The sequence below is a fragment of the Kribbella sp. NPDC020701 genome, from assembly GCF_055562215.1.
This window is the reverse complement of record NZ_JBVHFT010000002.1, coordinates 235754-251266: the sequence shown is the minus strand read 5'-3', so window position 1 is coordinate 251266 and position 15513 is coordinate 235754. Positions and strand designations below refer to the sequence as shown.

Annotated in this window: 18 protein-coding genes and 1 tRNA gene; 11 read left to right on the top strand and 8 right to left on the bottom strand. The window is 68.9% G+C overall.

All coding sequences use genetic code 11. The features are described from left to right. Positions 1–83: 83 nt before the first annotated feature. Positions 84–722: a phosphoribosyltransferase gene (locus ACZ3HV_RS04640; RefSeq protein ID WP_360364639.1), complete on the bottom strand. Its 639-nt coding sequence runs from the start codon at positions 720–722 to the stop codon at positions 84–86. Between the two features lie 28 nt (positions 723–750). Here ACZ3HV_RS04640 and ACZ3HV_RS04635 point away from each other — a divergent pair, with 28 nt between their 5' ends. Further along, positions 751–1164 (top strand): PPOX class F420-dependent oxidoreductase, encoded by a 414-nt coding sequence (locus ACZ3HV_RS04635; RefSeq protein ID WP_465680897.1) that lies wholly within the window; start codon positions 751–753, stop codon positions 1162–1164. A gap of 4 nt (positions 1165–1168) precedes the next feature. Next, positions 1169–2062 (top strand): LLM class flavin-dependent oxidoreductase, encoded by an 894-nt coding sequence (locus ACZ3HV_RS04630; protein ID WP_465680895.1) that lies wholly within the window; start codon positions 1169–1171, stop codon positions 2060–2062. A gap of 126 nt (positions 2063–2188) precedes the next feature. Here the strand turns inward: ACZ3HV_RS04630 and ACZ3HV_RS04625 are convergent. After that, positions 2189–2278 (bottom strand) — tRNA-Ser (locus ACZ3HV_RS04625). A gap of 273 nt (positions 2279–2551) precedes the next feature. Here ACZ3HV_RS04625 and ACZ3HV_RS04620 point away from each other — a divergent pair. The 4 genes from ACZ3HV_RS04620 (at position 2552) to ACZ3HV_RS04605 (ending at position 5878) form a co-directional block, all read left to right on the top strand. Next, on the top strand, positions 2552–4126 hold the full coding sequence (locus ACZ3HV_RS04620) for an LCP family protein (protein ID WP_465680893.1): 1575 nt from the start codon (positions 2552–2554) through the stop codon (positions 4124–4126). A 58-nt stretch (positions 4127–4184) separates the two neighbouring features. After that, positions 4185–4643: a hypothetical protein gene (locus ACZ3HV_RS04615; RefSeq protein ID WP_465680891.1), complete on the top strand. Its 459-nt coding sequence runs from the start codon at positions 4185–4187 to the stop codon at positions 4641–4643. Between the two features lie 29 nt (positions 4644–4672). Further along, entirely contained in the window at positions 4673–5638 is a 966-nt protein-coding gene (locus ACZ3HV_RS04610; protein WP_465680889.1) for an acetylxylan esterase, read from the top strand. 114 nt (positions 5639–5752) lie between these two features. After that, the gene (locus tag ACZ3HV_RS04605; RefSeq protein ID WP_465680887.1) at positions 5753–5878 is read left to right on the top strand and encodes a hypothetical protein; all 126 of its coding nucleotides are present in this window, start codon (positions 5753–5755) and stop codon (positions 5876–5878) included. Positions 5879–5885: 7 nt separating this feature from the next. Here the strand turns inward: ACZ3HV_RS04605 and ACZ3HV_RS04600 are convergent, their stop codons facing one another. The 3 genes from ACZ3HV_RS04600 to ACZ3HV_RS04590 form a co-directional block, all read right to left on the bottom strand. Next, positions 5886–6260: a hypothetical protein gene (locus ACZ3HV_RS04600; RefSeq protein WP_465680885.1), complete on the bottom strand. Its 375-nt coding sequence runs from the start codon at positions 6258–6260 to the stop codon at positions 5886–5888. 37 nt (positions 6261–6297) lie between these two features. Continuing rightward, positions 6298–7617, bottom strand: coding sequence for a type I glutamate--ammonia ligase (locus tag ACZ3HV_RS04595; RefSeq protein ID WP_465680883.1), 1320 nt, complete (start codon positions 7615–7617; stop codon positions 6298–6300). A gap of 61 nt (positions 7618–7678) precedes the next feature. Then, on the bottom strand, positions 7679–8641 hold the full coding sequence (locus ACZ3HV_RS04590; protein ID WP_465680881.1) for a phosphotransferase: 963 nt from the start codon (positions 8639–8641) through the stop codon (positions 7679–7681). A gap of 33 nt (positions 8642–8674) precedes the next feature. Here ACZ3HV_RS04590 and ACZ3HV_RS04585 point away from each other — a divergent pair, with 33 nt between their 5' ends. Beyond that, positions 8675–9523, top strand: a complete 849-nt coding sequence (locus ACZ3HV_RS04585; protein ID WP_465680879.1) for a DUF72 domain-containing protein — start codon at positions 8675–8677, stop codon at positions 9521–9523. A gap of 31 nt (positions 9524–9554) precedes the next feature. Beyond that, the gene (locus ACZ3HV_RS04580; RefSeq protein ID WP_465680877.1) at positions 9555–10004 is read left to right on the top strand and encodes a hypothetical protein; all 450 of its coding nucleotides are present in this window, start codon (positions 9555–9557) and stop codon (positions 10002–10004) included. Here the strand turns inward: ACZ3HV_RS04580 and ACZ3HV_RS04575 are convergent. Together ACZ3HV_RS04575 and ACZ3HV_RS04570 are read right to left on the bottom strand one after the other, a co-directional pair. Next, positions 10001–10492, bottom strand: a complete 492-nt coding sequence (locus tag ACZ3HV_RS04575; RefSeq protein ID WP_465680875.1) for a methylated-DNA--[protein]-cysteine S-methyltransferase — start codon at positions 10490–10492, stop codon at positions 10001–10003. The two genes, ACZ3HV_RS04580 and ACZ3HV_RS04575, sit on opposite strands and share 4 nt — an antisense overlap. A gap of 37 nt (positions 10493–10529) precedes the next feature. Next, complete coding sequence (locus ACZ3HV_RS04570; RefSeq protein ID WP_465680873.1) at positions 10530–11369, bottom strand: carbon-nitrogen hydrolase family protein; 840 nt, start codon at positions 11367–11369, stop codon at positions 10530–10532. A 380-nt stretch (positions 11370–11749) separates the two neighbouring features. Here ACZ3HV_RS04570 and fgd point away from each other — a divergent pair, with 380 nt between their 5' ends. Both fgd and ACZ3HV_RS04560 read left to right on the top strand, forming a co-directional pair. Beyond that, positions 11750–12754 carry a glucose-6-phosphate dehydrogenase (coenzyme-F420) gene (gene fgd, locus ACZ3HV_RS04565; protein WP_465680871.1) on the top strand — a complete coding sequence of 335 codons (1005 nt, stop codon included), beginning with the start codon at positions 11750–11752 and terminating at the stop codon, positions 12752–12754. 10 nt (positions 12755–12764) lie between these two features. Continuing rightward, entirely contained in the window at positions 12765–13340 is a 576-nt protein-coding gene (locus tag ACZ3HV_RS04560) for a GNAT family N-acetyltransferase (protein ID WP_465680869.1), read from the top strand. Here ACZ3HV_RS04560 and ACZ3HV_RS04555 read toward each other — a convergent pair. Continuing rightward, a complete protein-coding gene (locus tag ACZ3HV_RS04555; protein WP_360364673.1) occupies positions 13337–14101 on the bottom strand; it encodes an IclR family transcriptional regulator in 765 nt (254 codons plus the stop codon). The genes ACZ3HV_RS04560 and ACZ3HV_RS04555 overlap by 4 nt on opposite strands. Before the next feature lie 134 nt (positions 14102–14235). Between ACZ3HV_RS04555 and ACZ3HV_RS04550 the strand changes: the two genes are divergently transcribed. Then, positions 14236–15507 carry a DUF6986 family protein gene (locus ACZ3HV_RS04550; protein WP_465680867.1) on the top strand — a complete coding sequence of 424 codons (1272 nt, stop codon included), beginning with the start codon at positions 14236–14238 and terminating at the stop codon, positions 15505–15507. Positions 15508–15513 lie beyond the last annotated feature (6 nt).

The window sequence follows — 15513 nt, the reverse complement described above, 5'->3', positions numbered from 1 at the left end:
CCTAGGCTACAGCCCCTACCCCCCCCCCCCCCCCCCACCCCCCCCCCCCCCCCCCCCCCCCCCCCCCCCCCCCCCGCTGTGCACTACCAACGGGCCGCCAGGACCCTGCAGACCTCGTCGTCGCTGACCGGGGAGAAGTCCCGGTACGCCTGCCCGACCGCACTGAAGTACCGCGGGATCCACGCACACACCACCTGGTCCGCGACCTGCGACAACCACCGGCAGCTCTCCACGCCACCGACCGGTACGGCGACGATCACGCGAGCCGGCCGCTGCCGTCGTACCGACTCGACCGCCGCGCGCATCGTCGAACCGGTCGCCAGCCCGTCGTCGACCAGCACCACCACCCGGTCGCGTACGTCGATCGCCGGCCGGTCACCGCGATACGCCTGCTCGCGCCGGCGCAGCTCGAGGACCTCCCGTTCGCGGACCTTCTCCAGCGTCTCCTCGGCGACGCCCTTCAGCACCGGCTCGTTGCGCACGATGTGCGTCGAGGAACCGACTCCGGCGATCGCGCCCATCGCCAGCTCCGGCTGCCCCGGCAGGCCGAGCTTGCGCACGATCAGTACGTCGAGATCCGCGCCGAGGGCGTCCGCGACCGGAGCCGCCACGGGCACCCCGCCGCGCGCCAGCCCCAGCACCAGAACGGATCCACCGACCTCGCCGAGCTCGTCCGCCAGAGCCCGGCCGGCGGCCGTCCGATCGAGGTACGGCCTCCTCATGACGCCATCATCCACGTACGTTGGCCGCATGCGAATCCCGGAGAGTGCGCGAGCCGTGCTCGATTCCAATGCCCTCGGGCATCTGGTCACCATCAACCCGGACGGCAGTCCGCAGGTGTCGGTGATCTGGGTCGGGCTGGACGGTGACGAGATCATCGCCGCCCACGTCCCGAACAACCAGAAGGTGAAGAACATCCGGCGTGACGGCCGGGTGGTGCTGTCGGTCGAGACCGACACGATCAACGAGATGGGACTGACCGAGTACCTGGTGATCAAGGGCACCGCCCGGATCACCGAGGGCGGTGCGGTCGCCGTACTGCGTGAGCTCGCGAAGACCTATATCGGTCCGGACGCGGAGTTCCTGCCCGGTGACAACGTGCCGCCGGGGTACATCACCCACATCACTGTCGACCGCATCAGCGGCGTCGGACCTTGGAGTTGAGCGCATGAAGATCGGTGTGATGCTTCCTCTCGGCGGCGAGGACGGGCCTGGCGGCGGGATGCCGGGGTGGAAGGACGTCCGAGCGGTGGCCGAGGCGGCCGACCAGAACGGTCTGGACTCGGTGTGGCTCGCGGACCACTTCCTGTACCGCGACCCCGAGGGCCGCGTGTACGGGATGCACGAGTCGTGGACGCTGCTGAGCGCGGTAGCCGCGATCACCACGAACGTCGAGCTCGGGAACATGGTGCTGTGCGCGTCGTTCCGCGACCCCGGGCTGACGGCGAAGATGGCAGCGACGCTGGACGAGGTGTCCGGCGGGCGGCTGATCCTCGGCGTCGGCGCCGGCTGGCACGATCCGGAGTACGAGGCGTTCGGACTGCCGACCGACCACCGCGTCGGGCGGTTCGAGGAGTGGCTGGAGATCGTCGCTCGGCTGGTCCGCGGTGAGACGGTCACCTTCGACGGCACGTACTACCGGGTCAGCGATGCGAACCTCGACCCGGCCCCACCGCACCGGATCCCGATCCTGGTCGCCGGCCACCGGCCCCGCATGATGCGCCTGGTCGCCGAGTGGGCCGACGCATGGAACACAGCCTGGTACGGCGCTGCCGATGACAAGGTCGACGAGAAGCTCGGCTTGCTGCGGCAGGCGCTCGAGACCGCGGACAAGCCGGCTAGCGCGGTCGCCGCGACGGTCGGGATCGTGGTCCGCGACTCCGATCAGCCGTCCGTCCCCGACCCCGACCCGCGCGCGATCGCCGGCACGGGACCGGAGTTGGCCGAGGCATTCACGGCGTACCAGAAACTCGGCGTCGACCATCTGATCGTCTCGCCGGAGCCGATGACCCCGCGGTCGGTCGAACGCATCGCCGAAGCCAAGCGGTTGATGAGTGAATAGACAACGCCCACCAGGCACCGCCGGGGGTCCGGGGGCGGAGCCCGCCGGGCGGGGTCTGGGGGTTGCACCCCCAGAAACTGCCGGAGCTCCCTGTCCGCGCTTTCTGCGGACAGGGAGCTCCAAGAGCGGAGGCGGCGGGATTTGAACCCGCGAGAGGGGATTACCCTCAACCCGCTTAGCAGGCGGGCGCCATCGACCGGACTAGGCGACGCCTCCTCCGACGATCCCCACGCGGGGGACACGACGACGGCCAAGACTATCCGGTGGACGGGTCCGGCGGCAAAGCGGGCTCGACCGGAGTCGGTCGCGACTCTGCGTGTCCGGGGCGACACCTTGGGAGAGTAGCCCGGGGCACCTGTACTGTGGCGAGCACGACGGGGGTCGCCAGCGTCACGTCAACCAATTTGGTGTGGCGGGCGTCATTAGTACCGTGGGCTGCTGTGCGCGGCCGACGGAGGGTCGCCACGTCGTCGATCAGGGAACGGAGCCATGTCGCGGAGCACTCGCGCAGCCGGACGCAGGTCCGCGCCTCGAGCCAACCGGTCCCGGCACCGTTCACCGCGCGCCCGGACGACGTCGAAGGCGATCGGTCTCACCCTGCTCAGCGCGCTGATCCCCGGCTCCGGCCTGCTGATGGGCGGCCGGAAGAAGCTCGGCGCGTTCGTCCTGACGCTCAGCATCGGGCTGCTCGTGATCGCCGCGTACGTCGGCCTGACCCAGCGTGACTCGATCCTGGCCCTCGCGGTGTCTCCCCGCCAGCTGCTGATCGCGACGGCGGCGGTCGTCGTCCTCGGCGTCTGCTGGATCTGGATCGTGGTGTCGTCCCACAAACTGCTCCGCCCGGTCAGCATGACCTACACCGGCCGGCTCGCCGGGTCGATGTTCGTCGGGTTGCTGTGCTTCGGCATCGCCGTACCGACGACCGTGGCCGCGCAGACGGTGATGGCGCAGCGCGACCTGGTCGGCAGCGTGTTCCAGTCCGAGGGCGACTCCAAGAGCGCGACCCGCCCGAAGGTGGACAAGAAGGACCCCTGGGCGAACACTCCGCGGCTGAACCTGCTGCTGCTCGGCGCCGACGACGGCGTCGGCCGCGAGGGCACCCGGACCGACACGGTGATCGTGGCCAGTATCGACACCAAGACCGGTGACACCGCGCTGATCTCGCTCAGCCGGAACTGGATGCGGATGCAGTTCCCCACCGACTCGCCGCTGCACAAGGTCTACCCCGACGGGTACTGGGACCCGAGCAAGGGCAACGTCGAGCAGCCGGAGTACTACCTCGACTCGATGTACGACAACGTGCCGAAGGCGCACCCGGGGATCCTCGGCCAGACCGACAACGAGGGCGCGGACGTGGTCAAGCTGGCCGCGAGCGCGACGCTCGGCCTGGACATCGACTACTACATGCAGGTCAACCTGGCCGGCTTCCGGCAGATCATCGACGCCGTCGGCGGGATCACCGTCAACGTCAACTACCGGGTGCCGATCGGTGGCGACTACGGCGACGGCCCGGGCTCGAACACCGCGAGGAAGCCGTCCGGCTACATCGAGCCGGGCCCGAACCAGAAGCTCGACGGTTACCACGCGCTCTGGTTCGCCCGCGGCCGCTACGGCCTGAGCGACCCGTCCCGGCAGGAGCGGCAGCGCTGCACGATCCACGCGCTGGTGAACAGCGTGAACCCGGCCACCCTGGTGACGAAGTACCAGCAGATCGCCTCGGCCGGCAAGCAGGTGCTGCGCACCGACATCCCGCAGGAGATCCTGCCGGCGTTCATCGAGCTCGGCCTCAAGGTGAAGAGCGCGAAGGTCACCAACGTCGACCTCGACAAGAACAAGAACTTCCCGACCGGCAAGAACCCGGACTACGAGGCGATGCAGGAGATCATCCAGAAGGCGATCTCCCCGAAGACCCAGCCGGTCGCGTCCACGCCGTCGACCACCACGACGAAGAAGCCGTCGAGCGGGTCGACCAAGAAGGCGACGCCGAAGCCGGCCGTGACGCCCGGCACCGCCGAGAACCTGAACGACGCCTGCGCCTACAACCCCAGCCAAACCGGCAACTGACCGCCCACCGCGGACACCGACGGTTCGAGCCGCGTCCTCAGGATGAGATCCTGGGGCGATGCGTACGACGTACCGGATGCGGGCAGGGCGATTCCTCGGGATCCTGGCCGCTGGGCTGATCATTCTCGGCGTGGCCGCGATCCTCTGGGCGCTCGGGCTGCCGGGGGTGGCGGTCTCGGTGTTCGTCACCCTGGGCGGGCTGGTCACGGTGGCCGGCCTGTGGGTCCTGGCCCGGCCGCCGATCGTCGCGAAGCTGCGGGACAGCGGGATCGAGGTCCGCGGCGTACGGACGCCCTGGACCGACGTCACCGAGGTCGGGCGGGTGGAGACGACGCACGGCGAGGCGATCGTGCTGCGGACCAAGCAGCCGGACCACCCGATCCTGCTGCCGGTCTCGTGGCTGGCGCCCGGGCACGCCGCGACCCTGGAGACCACGCTGCGGGACCGGCTGAACGCGGCCCACGGGTACACGATCTGGGACGGGACTGCCCCGGATGACAACGATCGCGCAGAATAAGTCAGCCGCTACGAGCTGAGGAGTCCCCAGTGCTGTCCTTCGAGCTGTCCTACGACGAACTGATCGCGTACCAGGGCACGAACCCGCGGCCCGCGGACTTCGACGAGTACTGGGACAAGGCGTTGCTCGAGCTCGACGCCGTCGACCCGGAGACCGAGTTCGCCGACGCGACCGACTTCCCGCTGACCACGGCGACCGCCCAGCACCTGTACTTCAACGGCACCGGCGGCTACCGCGTGCACGCCAAGGTGATCCGTCCGGCCGAACCGACGGGCCCGGCCGTGCTGATCTTCCACGGGTACGGCGGTGAGCAGCCGAAGTGGGTCGATCTCCTGCCGTACGCCGCTCGCGGATACACCGTGGCCGCGCTGGACGTGCGGGAGCAGGTCGGGTTCCGGACCGAGTCACAGGCGGCGAACAGCTTCTCCCTGCACAACCACCTGGTGCACGGTCTCGACGACGGGCCGGACGGGCTGCTGTACCGGCATGTGTTCCTGGACACCCGGCGACTCGCGGACATCATCGGCGGCCTGCCCGAGGTGGACGCGGCCCGGATCGCGACGACGGGCTGGAGCCAGGGCGGCGGACTGTCGCTGGTGGCCGCGGCGCTGACGCCGTCGATCAAGTACACCGCGAGCGTCTTCCCGTTCCTGTGCGACTACCAGCGGACCTGGGACCTGAATCTGGAGACCGGCCCGTACGACGAGATCGTCACCTGGTTCAAGAAGCGCGACCCCCGGCACCTGCGCCAGGACGAGGTCTTCACCACCCTCGGGTACATCGACGTCCAGAATCTCGCGCCCCGGATCCGCGCCGAGGTCACCCTGTTCGTCGGCCTCGAGGACCAGGTCTGCCCGCCGTCCACCCAGTTCGCGGCGTACAACAAGATCACCGCGCCCAAGGAAGCCCGGCTCTACCCGGACTTCGGGCACGACGACCTCCCCGGTGCCCACGACGACATCTACCAACTGATCGGCGCCAAACTCTCCTTCTGACGGGGCTGGAGCGGCATCGGCGCGAGCTTCGTCGTCGCGTACGAGTTCCTCAGCCTCGGCGGCCTGATCGCCGTCGTCGCCTACCTCCGCGGCCACCGCCTGGGCCGCCCGGCCGTGACCGTCTACGCGATCTGGATGATCTACTTCACGCTCTTCAAGCTGATCGCGTTCCAGGAACTGCAGGCCATCCCGTTCGGCGTGATCGCCGTCGTCGCGCTCGTCCTGGTGAGGCGTCGCTGAGCTGGTCTCAGGTGGGGATCCAGGTCGGCCACCACGGTGGCACGTTGCCCGGACAGGTGCCGGGTGAGCCGGCCGGGGTCCCCTGCCAGGAGAACAGCGCCAGGTCGGCGATCGCAATCGCGATGGCGGCCGCGACCAGCGAGAACAGGAACGTCTTCCCGGCATAGCGGAAGACGATGCTGAACAGGACCAGGTTCACGATCAGGGCGAGCGGCAACCCGAGGAACAACAGGGTCAGACCGTTCGGCACGCTCCCGGCGACGTCGACGTGACACTGCTTCCACGCCCGCGAAGTGATCACGACCAGCCCGAACGCCGCCCCGCCGCCGACCACCACCGCAAGGAACGACTCGCCCTTGCTCCCCTTCGCCGCGAACGCCATGGGGATCACCGTAAGTGATCCAGGCGTCCACTTCGACTCAGTAGCGCCACCGCAACGCGCGGACCCGGTCCTCGAGTGGCAGCTTGCCGAGGGACTCCGCGTCGTGGCGGCGTACGGCGAGGAAGGGGTCGACGATCGCATCACCCAAGCCAGCACGCAGGACGTCGGAGTGCTCGAGCGCGGTGAGCGCGTCCTCGAGGGTGAGCGGCAGGCGGCGTGGTTGTTCGTCCGGCGGGTACGACGCCGGGTCGTGGTCGAGTCCGGCGGGCAGGACCGACTTCCGCTCCAGCCCGGTCAACGCGGCCGCGAGGACGGACGCGGCGGAGAGGTACATGTTCCCCGCCGGATCGCCGATCTTGATCTCACAGTTGGCGGAGTGCGGGCGGCCGGTGACGCTGCCCGGCACGTATCGCAGCGCGGCCTCGCGATTCTCCGGACCCCAGCACGCGAACGCGCCGGCCCAGTTCCCCGGCACCCGGCGATCGGCGCTGACCACGCTCGGCGCGAGTACGCCGGTCAGCCCGTCGAGCTCATCGAGCACTCCGGCCATCAACTGCCGTGCATGCGGGGACGGGCCGTCGTCGCCGCCGAACGGCACCCCGTCGAGCGTGGCCGAGAAGTGGATATGCGCGCCGTTGCCGACGAACCCCGCCACCGTGATCGGCGCGAACGACACCAGCAACCCATGCGTCCGAGCGACCCGGTGAACGACGAGCCGCGCGAGCTGCGACTGATCGGCCGCCGCCAGCGGCGACGTGGGTGGCAGCGCGACCTCAAGCTGACCCTGCGCGTACTCGGGATGCAGCTGCTCCGCCGGCACCCCGGCCGCGTCGAGCGCCTCGAGCAGGTCGACCGCGAAGTCTTCCAGCTTCAGCGTAGCCAGCACGCCGTACGCCGGTCCGATGGTGCCGACCGCGGGGTCGCCAGGGTCACCGGTGAAGACCGTGAACTCCAGCTCGAACCCGAGCTTGACGTCGAGCCCGGCCGCGATCGCCCGCGCTTCCTGCCGCCGCAGCGCCGACCGCTGGCAGATGTCCACCGGCTCGTGATCCTGTGAAAGCTGGTCGGCCGGCGCCCAGAACACGGTGTGATCCGGCCCGAGCGGCGCGACCGCACCGAGATCCGGCATCAGCCGGTTGTCGCCGACCGGCCCGTTCACCAGCGGCGATGAAGTGATCGCATCGTCGGTGCACATCAGCGCGAACACCGGCGACAGCCCGATCCCGTCGCGGACCGCCGTACCCAACCGGGCGGCCGGCACCGACTTCGCGCGGGTGATGCCGGCGTTGTCGACAATCGACGTGATCAGCATCCGCAGCCCGCTCTCGAGCAGCGCGTCGACCGGGTTCTCGGACATGCCGACCTTCGTACCACAGGACAAGCCGACCCTCCGGCGTTCTAGTAGTCGGCCGAGGTCTCTAGTAGTCCGCGAGTCTGAGGAGCGCGGCGGCCGTCTCGGTGTCGCCCAGCGGGGGCGAACTCGGATAGGCGTCCGAGAACAGCCGGCCCCACGACGCGGCCCGCCCGAAGATCCCCAACCGCCATGCCAGCTCGACCGCCCGGCGAAGCTCGGCAGCCGTGTGACCGTCGGCGGTCCACGGCTCGAGGTAGGCGTCCTTCAGCCGCGGGATCACCTCTGGCCCGTGCAGGTCGGCAGCACGCTCAGCGGCGACGAGCAGGCTGCAGAACGGATGCGACACCGCGGCATCGCCCCAGTCGAAGAACGTGAACCGCCCCGGACCAGGCACCAGGATCTGCCCGTCATGCAGGTCGGAGTGGTCGAGGGAGTCGGCGATGCCGATCGCCGCGAGCTCCGCACACCACTCGACCAGCCGCGGCCGTACCTTCTCCAGTTGTTCACGATCGGACGCGCTGAACGTCTGATTGTTGACAATACTTTCGTCGAATATCCCAGGCAGGGCGCTCACCCGGGCATTCGGTACGCCGAGCAGCTCGAGCTCATCGACGTACGGGACCAGGGTCCGCTGCAGGTCGGCGTACTGGCGCAAGAGTTCTTCCCAGTGGCGTGGCTCGGCCGGCAGATTGCGTAAGAGTGGGCCACCATCAGGGAGCAGCGACCACCCGCGCACGGCGTCGACCGCGTACGGCGTGAGGACGTGTGTTGGCGCCAACCGGGACAACGCCTGGGTCAGCCCCGCCTCGAAGCGGCTGGCGGGCGGGTTGACCTTGAACCACACCGGCTGGTCCGCGGTGATCCGGATGATCACCGACCAGGGCCGGAGCCGCACCTGACGCGGGCCGGTTTCCCGCAGCCCATGGGCGGCAAGCTGCTCCTCAAGCCAGTCGAGAGCGGTGGCGCGCCAGTCGGGATCTTCCCAGGGCGTACGGGCGTCGGCGTAGTGACCGCGATCGATCTGCATCAGGTCAGCTGATCACACCGCATAATCGGGGAGGTGAGCGACTTCGACGGTGTGGACCGCTGGGCGGGCAGTCCGTACCGGGTGGGGATCTCGGGGTGGCGGTATCCGCCCTGGCGGAAGGTGTATTACCCCGATGGTCTGCCGCAGCGGGCGGAGCTGGAGTACGCGTCCCGCCGGCTGAACTCGATCGAGCTGAACGGCTCGTTCTACTCGCTCCAGCGGCCGACGTCGTACCAGCGCTGGTACGACGAGACGCCGGACGGATTCGTGTTCGCGGTCAAGGGGCCGCGGTTCGTCACGCACTTGAAGAAGCTGGCCGACGTGGAGGCGCCGCTGGCCAACTTCTTCGCCTCCGGAGTACTTGCGCTCGGCAACAAACTCGGTCCGGTGCTGTGGCAGCTCCCGCCGACCCTCGGGTACGACAGGGACCGGTGCGCGGCCTTCTTCGCCTCGTTGCCGCGAACCACCGCCGAGGCAGCGGAAGTTGCCAAGGGCCACGATGAGCGTATGGAGGGTCGCGCGCTGCTGGAGTGCGCCGTCGACATCCCGCTCCGGCATGCGATCGAAGTACGTCACGCGAGTTTCCAGACGTCCGGCTTCGTCGAACTGCTCCGCGAGCACGACATCGCGCTGGTCTGCGCGGACACCGCCGGCAAATGGCCGATGTTCGACGACATCACCTCCGACTTCGCCTACGTACGGTTGCACGGTGCCGAGGAGCTCTACGTCAGCGGGTACGACGATGCCGCGCTGGACCGGTGGGCGAAGAAGATCCGAGCCTGGAAGCAGAACGCTTACATCTACTTCGACAACGACGTGAAGGTCCGGGCTCCGTTCGATGCAGAGGGCCTCGCGCGGCGGCTGCAGATCAGTTCGGGCTAGGCCGAAGTATCACGCGCTTACTGTGAGCCGCATGACAGAGAACCCTGGAGTGCTGGTGGAGCAGGCGGTCGAGCGTTCGCTCCGGTTGGTCGCCACCTGGCCGGTCTGGGACGGACAGCCGCTCACCTCCGATGACGGCCGCACCTTCACACCGCACAAGGCCGTCCGCCGGATCGCCGATCACATCATCGACCACCTCGCCGAGGTCGAGGCCCTCCTCGCCGGGGTGCCGACGCAGCCCGACGAGTGGCACGCGAGCGCGCTCACCTCCGCCGCCGACCTCGCGCCGTTCACCGTCGACGACGTGCGCGAAGCCGAACAGCGACTGCGCCGCCTCGGCCGAACGCTCGCCCTCCGCTACGCCGCACTCGACCCGGCCGAGTGGGACAAGGATCGGAGCCCCAACTGGACCCTCCGCCAGATCGCGGACCACCTGATCGAAGTCGAGTGGTACGCCCAACAGGTGGGCGACCTGTCCTAGAACAACCGGCTGCCGACCGGCTCCTCCAGCTCGAGGAGGAACTGCTTGCGCTTCACGCCGCCGGCGTACCCGGTCAAGGAGCCGTTCTTGCCGATCACGCGGTGGCACGGGACGACGATCGAGAGCGGGTTCTGGCCGACGGCCTTCCCCACGGCTTGAGCGCTTTCACCCAGTCGTGAAGCGATCTCGCCGTACGTCGTCGTCTCGCCGTACGGGATCTCCTCGAGGATCGACCAGACGCGACGCTGGAACTCGTCGCCGCGCAGGACGGTCGGGAGGTCGAAGGTGGTCCGCTCGCCGGCGAGGTACTCGTCCAGCTGGCGGGCCGCCTCGGCGATGAGCGCATCGCTGGTCTCGACCCGCTCACCGAGCGTCTCCGGCGTCGGCTTCACCCAGTGATGCGGGAAGTAGACGCCGGCCAGAGCGTTGTCCGAGACGACCAGGGTGAGGTCCCCGGTCCGGGTGCTGACGATCGCGTGCCTGTTCATAGCAATAGAACGGATCCGCACCCGGACCTGTGAGCTCTCAGGAGCTGACGCGCTCCCGCGTCCGGCTCCGGAACTCCCGGCCGATCGTGGTCATCTCCGCATGGTGCAGGTCGGTCACCGCGATCCCCGGCGTACTGTCTGCCGGTCCCTGGACCGCCCAGCTCCCGCGCGGATCGATCACGCCCGCATCCAGACCGGCCCCGGGGTTGGCGGGCACGGCCAGGCTGATCCAGCAGGTGTTGTTCGCCGCGGTCCCGCGGGCCTGGACCCCGATGTGCTCGTTCTGCCCGATGCCGGTGGTCGCGTACGACACGAGCACGGCGTCCACGGCGAGGCGGTCGTACTCCGTGGACAACTCCGGGAACAGCACGTCCAGCCCGAGCGCGAGCCCGAATCGGTAGCCGTCGACCTCGAAGGTCACCGGCTTCGTGCCCGGGGTGTACATCCAGGTGATCTTCGTGGTCGACAGCATGCGTTCGTCGTACCGCGTGACGACCTTGCCGGCGTCGGAGACGACGTACACGCTGTTGTGCGGTCGCGTCGGTGCGGGCAGTTGGTGCACGCTCGGGATCACGGTCCAGATCCCGAGCTCACCCGAGAGCGCGGTGATCTTGTCGAGCTCGGACTGCAGCACCGTCCAGTCGGCCTTGCTCCAGTCGGACGCACCGACCTCGTCCGGGCCGAGCTCGGACATCACATGCTTGCTCGGGAAGCAGATCGCACCTTCGGTGAAGTGCACCAGTCGTGCACCGGCCTCGGCGGCCTGCCTCATCAGTTGACGAACCTCCGCGCCGCTGGAGCGCAGCAGGGCGGGGTCCGTCGGATCTTGGTGGACCGTCGACTGGGCGACGGCGATCCGCAGGGTGGTTTCCGGCATGTCTTCTCCTGAGGGAGTCGGACGGAAGTGCCGGAGAGCAGCCGTGTAGGACTCGCCCGTCTTGGCGGCGCGGGATCGGACCCGCTGCTTGAAGTTCCTGTGCGCTGTCATCTGGCCTTCCAGCACTCGCACGCGATCCCCCAGCGATCCCGTCCGAGGCAGCTGACCAGGACGAGCGGCCCGAGACAAGGAGTCCCTTTGCCTTCTCGAAGGTGACCAGGCTGGGGCCGGTCGACGAAGGTGGGGCGCGGGCCGCGCCGGATCCACATCCTGTCCCGGCTCCGCCGTACTCGTCAAACGACTCGCCCGGGCGAGGCATAAAGTCGGACCCGGGTGCGGTTGTCTTCAACGCACGTACAGACGACGTAGGGGAGCAGAGGGTGAGCATTCGAGTCGGGTACAAGGCTTCGGCGGAGCAGTTCGGGCCGCGGGACCTGGTGGAGTACTCCGTCCGGGCCGAGGAACTCGGGCTCGACAGTGTGACCGTGTCCGACCACTTCCTGCCGTGGCGGCACGAGGGCGGGCACGCGCCGTTCGCGCTCGCCTGGCTGGCGGCGGTCGGTGAGCGGACCAACCGGGTGCTGCTCGGTACGTCGGTGCTCACGCCGACCTTCCGGTACAACCCGGCGGTGATCGCGCAGGCGTTCGCCACGCTCGGCGAGTTGTACCCGGGGCGCGTGATGCTCGGCGTCGGTACCGGCGAGGCGCTGAACGAGATCGCCGTCTCGGGGATGGAGTGGCCCGAGTTCAAGGAGCGGTTCGCCCGGCTGCGGGAGGCCGTGCAGCTGATCCGCGACCTGTGGACGCAGGACGGCGTCAGCTCCGAGGGCCCGTACTACAAGACCGTCGACGCGTTCATCTACGACCGTCCGCAGACCCCGCTCAAGGTGTACGTCGCCGCCGGCGGACCGCTGGTCGCGAAGTACGCCGGTCGCGCGGGCGACGGGTTCATCGCGACGTCGGGCAAGGGCATGGAGCTCTACACCGAGAAGCTGATCCCGGCGGTCAAGGAGGGTGCGGAGAAGGCCGGGAAGACGTTCGAGGACATCGACCGGATGCTCGAGGTCAAGGTGTCGTACGACCGGGACCCCGCTTCGGCGCTGGAGAACACCAGGTTCTGGGCGCCGTTGTCGCTGACGCCGGAGCAGAAGCACAGCGTGACGAGCGCGACCGAGATGGAGCGGCTGGCCGACGAGCTGCCGATCGAGCAGGTCGCGAAGCGCTGGATCGTCTCGTCCGATCCCGAAGAGGTCGTCAAGCAGTTCCAGCCGTACGTCGACGCCGGTTTCAACCACTTCGTCGTGCACGGCCCGGGCCAGGACCAGGAACGATTCCTGACCCAGTTCACCTCGGACGTTCTTCCATTGCTGCGCAAACTGGGCTGACAATCGCCTGGTGGGCGACTACGAGATCTTGCAGGACAGCGACCCGCGGTGCGCCGAGCTGGAAGCAGCCGGCTACCGCGTGGTCGCGGAGTCCTGGGCGGTCCGCCTGCACAACCCGGACCGCGAGCTGCTGGACTCCGCCGTACGCCGCGCCGTCGCCGGCGGACTCGTCATCCGCGAACTCGGTCCCGAGTCGGCCAAGGCACTCCACGCCCTCGAGAAGTCCAACGAGCCGGACTACCCCGACACCCCGGCCACCCACCACGAAATCGGTGACCTCGCCAACGTCCGCGCCCTCTGGCCCGACTACCGCGTCTTCGGCGCCTTCGACGGCTCCCGCCTGGTCGGCGCCACCGTCATCCGCGAACACGACGGGCACGGCGACACCGCGTTCACCTCGGTCCTCTCGACCCACCGCCGCCGAGGCGTAGCCCAAGCCGTCAAGGCCGCCTCGATCCTCGCCTTCCTCGACATCGGCATCACCCGCTTCAGCACCGGCGGCGCCGCCACCAACCAAGCAAGCCTCCAAGCCAACGAGTCCCTCGGCTACACCCTCACCGAACGCTGGCGCACCTACGCGCCTTAGCGGAGGTCTTCTGACAGGGACTTGGCGGCTTGGGTCAGGAGGGGGACGGCTCGTTCGACGAGGGATTCGGTCATGCGGCCGGCGGGGCCGGAGATGGAGATGGCTAGGCGGGAGGGGGCGTCGGGGACTGCTACGGCGACGCAGCGGACTCCTACCTCTTGCTCGCCTTCGTCGGTGGCGTAGCCGTGTTCCTCGGCTTGGCGGAGTTGGGCGGTGAAGGCGTCCGGCGTGGTGAGGGTGTTGTCGGTGTGCCTGGGCATGCCGGTGCGGTGGAGGAGATCGCGTACGTCGGACTCCGGCAGCTGGGCCAGGATCGCCTTGCCGACCGCGGTGCAGTGCGGGAGGACGCGCCGGCCGACCTCGGTGAACATGCGCATCGAGTGGCGGGACGGGACCTGGGCCAGATACACGACCTGGTCGCCGTCGAGCATCGCCATGTTCGCGGACTCACCGAGCTCGTCGACCAGACGCGCGAGGTGCGGGCGGGCCCACACACTGAGCATGTGCGAGGAGCTCTCGCCGAGCCGGATCAGCTTCGGGCCGAGGACGTACTGCCGCGAGGGTTCTTGACGCAGGTACCCGAGGTCGACCAAGGTGCGAACCAGCCGGTGGATCGTCGGCAGCGGGAGGCCGGACGCCGTGGCGAGCTGGGACAGGCCCATCATCCCGCCCGCGTCGGCCATGGTTTCGAGCAGCCCGAACGCGCGCTCGATGGACTGCACGCTGCCGGTGCGGCCCTTGCCGCCGTTCGCTTCCGCCATGGATCCAACCTCTCGAGGGTTTCCGGATGACGGAAGTTTAGCGCCAGATCCCGGAAAGTGGGCACCATTGCATCTTCCGCAAAGTAGATATTAGTCTCCACAATACGGAATTTCGAGTCCTGGGAGGCGGCCGTATGAGCCTAGAAGATCTGATCGACGAGCTGGATCGGCGGTTGGCCGACGCCGACGCGGCCCTGGCCGCGGACTACCCGGGAGATCGAGGCGTCCGGCAGCCGGTGCACACGGTCTACGTGCCGGCCGACAAGTACGACGGCAACACCGTCAGCGCCTGGGGTGCGGAAGCGCGCGCGGCCCTGGAGCAGTACGGCGGGTGCGCGGCCGAGCTGGCCGAGGCACTGGAGTTGCCGCCCGACCTGGCCGACGAGGTGTACGAGCGCGTCCGCGCCAAGCTTGCTCGAGAGCCGATCGAAGACCTCCGCATCGACTTCGAGGACGGCTACGGGACCAGGTCCGACGAGGAAGAGGACGCCGCCGCCGTAGCTGCAGCTCGCGCACTGACGCAGAGCATGCGAGCCGGTGCGACGGCGGAGGGTGCCGGCGCGTCCGCGCCGTACCACGGGTTGCGGATCAAATCCCTGGAGGCGCCGACGCGGCGGCGGGGACTGCGGACCTTGGAGTTGTTCGTCCGTGAGCTGTCGGCCGCCGGTGGGCTGACCGACGGGTTCGTGATCACGCTGCCGAAGGTGACCTCGGTCGAGCAGGTCGAGGCGATGGTGACCGTGCTGGCGGCGCTCGAGCGTGAGTACGGCATACCCGAGTTGAAGTTCGAGATCCAGGTCGAGACCCCGCAGGCGATCCTCGGGTCCGATGGGACCGCGTTGGTCGCGCGGATGATCAAGGCCGGAGTGCCAAGGGTGACGGGCCTGCACTACGGCACGTACGACTACTCGGCCTCGCTCGGTGTGGCCGCGGCGTACCAGAGCATGGAGCATCCCGTCGCCGATCACGCCAAGGACGTGATGCAGCTGGCCGCGGCTGGGACCGGCGTGTTTGTGTCGGACGGCTCCACGAATGTCCTCCCGGTCGGCGACCGCGACGCCGTTCATGCGGCCTGGCGGCTGCATCTGCGGTTGGTACGACGTTCGCTCGCGCGCGGCATCTACCAGGGCTGGGACATGCACCCGGCCCAGCTGCCGACGCGTTTCGTGGCGACGTACCTCTTCTATCGCGAGGGTCTCAACGAGGCGGCCGTCCGGTTGCGCGCGTATCTCGGTCAGGGCGAGTCCGGCTACTTGGACGAGCCCGCGACGGCCGTGGCACTGGCCGGTTTCGTCCTGCGCGGTCTCGACTGCGGTGCCGTCGACCCGGTGGAGGTCGACAAGCTCATCGGCGTCGACCTCGCGGCACTCGCACAGCTGGCGCGCCGCCCGGGGCACGGGCGCTAGCCTCGC

Coding starts and splice junctions, on each gene's coding strand:
- ACZ3HV_RS04590 (WP_465680881.1), bottom strand. CDS start 8,641: ATGCAGATCGATCGCGGTCACTACGCCGACGCCCGTACGCCCTGGGAA.
- ACZ3HV_RS04580 (WP_465680877.1), top strand. CDS start 9,555: ATGACAGAGAACCCTGGAGTGCTGGTGGAGCAGGCGGTCGAGCGTTCG.
- ACZ3HV_RS04555 (WP_360364673.1), bottom strand. CDS start 14,101: ATGGCGGAAGCGAACGGCGGCAAGGGCCGCACCGGCAGCGTGCAGTCC.
- ACZ3HV_RS04600 (WP_465680885.1), bottom strand. CDS start 6,260: ATGGCGTTCGCGGCGAAGGGGAGCAAGGGCGAGTCGTTCCTTGCGGTG.
- ACZ3HV_RS04620 (WP_465680893.1), top strand. CDS start 2,552: ATGTCGCGGAGCACTCGCGCAGCCGGACGCAGGTCCGCGCCTCGAGCC.
- ACZ3HV_RS04570 (WP_465680873.1), bottom strand. CDS start 11,369: ATGCCGGAAACCACCCTGCGGATCGCCGTCGCCCAGTCGACGGTCCAC.
- ACZ3HV_RS04550 (WP_465680867.1), top strand. CDS start 14,236: ATGAGCCTAGAAGATCTGATCGACGAGCTGGATCGGCGGTTGGCCGAC.
- ACZ3HV_RS04595 (WP_465680883.1), bottom strand. CDS start 7,617: ATGTCCGAGAACCCGGTCGACGCGCTGCTCGAGAGCGGGCTGCGGATG.
- ACZ3HV_RS04630 (WP_465680895.1), top strand. CDS start 1,169: ATGAAGATCGGTGTGATGCTTCCTCTCGGCGGCGAGGACGGGCCTGGC.
- ACZ3HV_RS04635 (WP_465680897.1), top strand. CDS start 751: ATGCGAATCCCGGAGAGTGCGCGAGCCGTGCTCGATTCCAATGCCCTC.
- ACZ3HV_RS04615 (WP_465680891.1), top strand. CDS start 4,185: ATGCGTACGACGTACCGGATGCGGGCAGGGCGATTCCTCGGGATCCTG.
- ACZ3HV_RS04640 (WP_360364639.1), bottom strand. CDS start 722: ATGAGGAGGCCGTACCTCGATCGGACGGCCGCCGGCCGGGCTCTGGCG.
- ACZ3HV_RS04575 (WP_465680875.1), bottom strand. CDS start 10,492: ATGAACAGGCACGCGATCGTCAGCACCCGGACCGGGGACCTCACCCTG.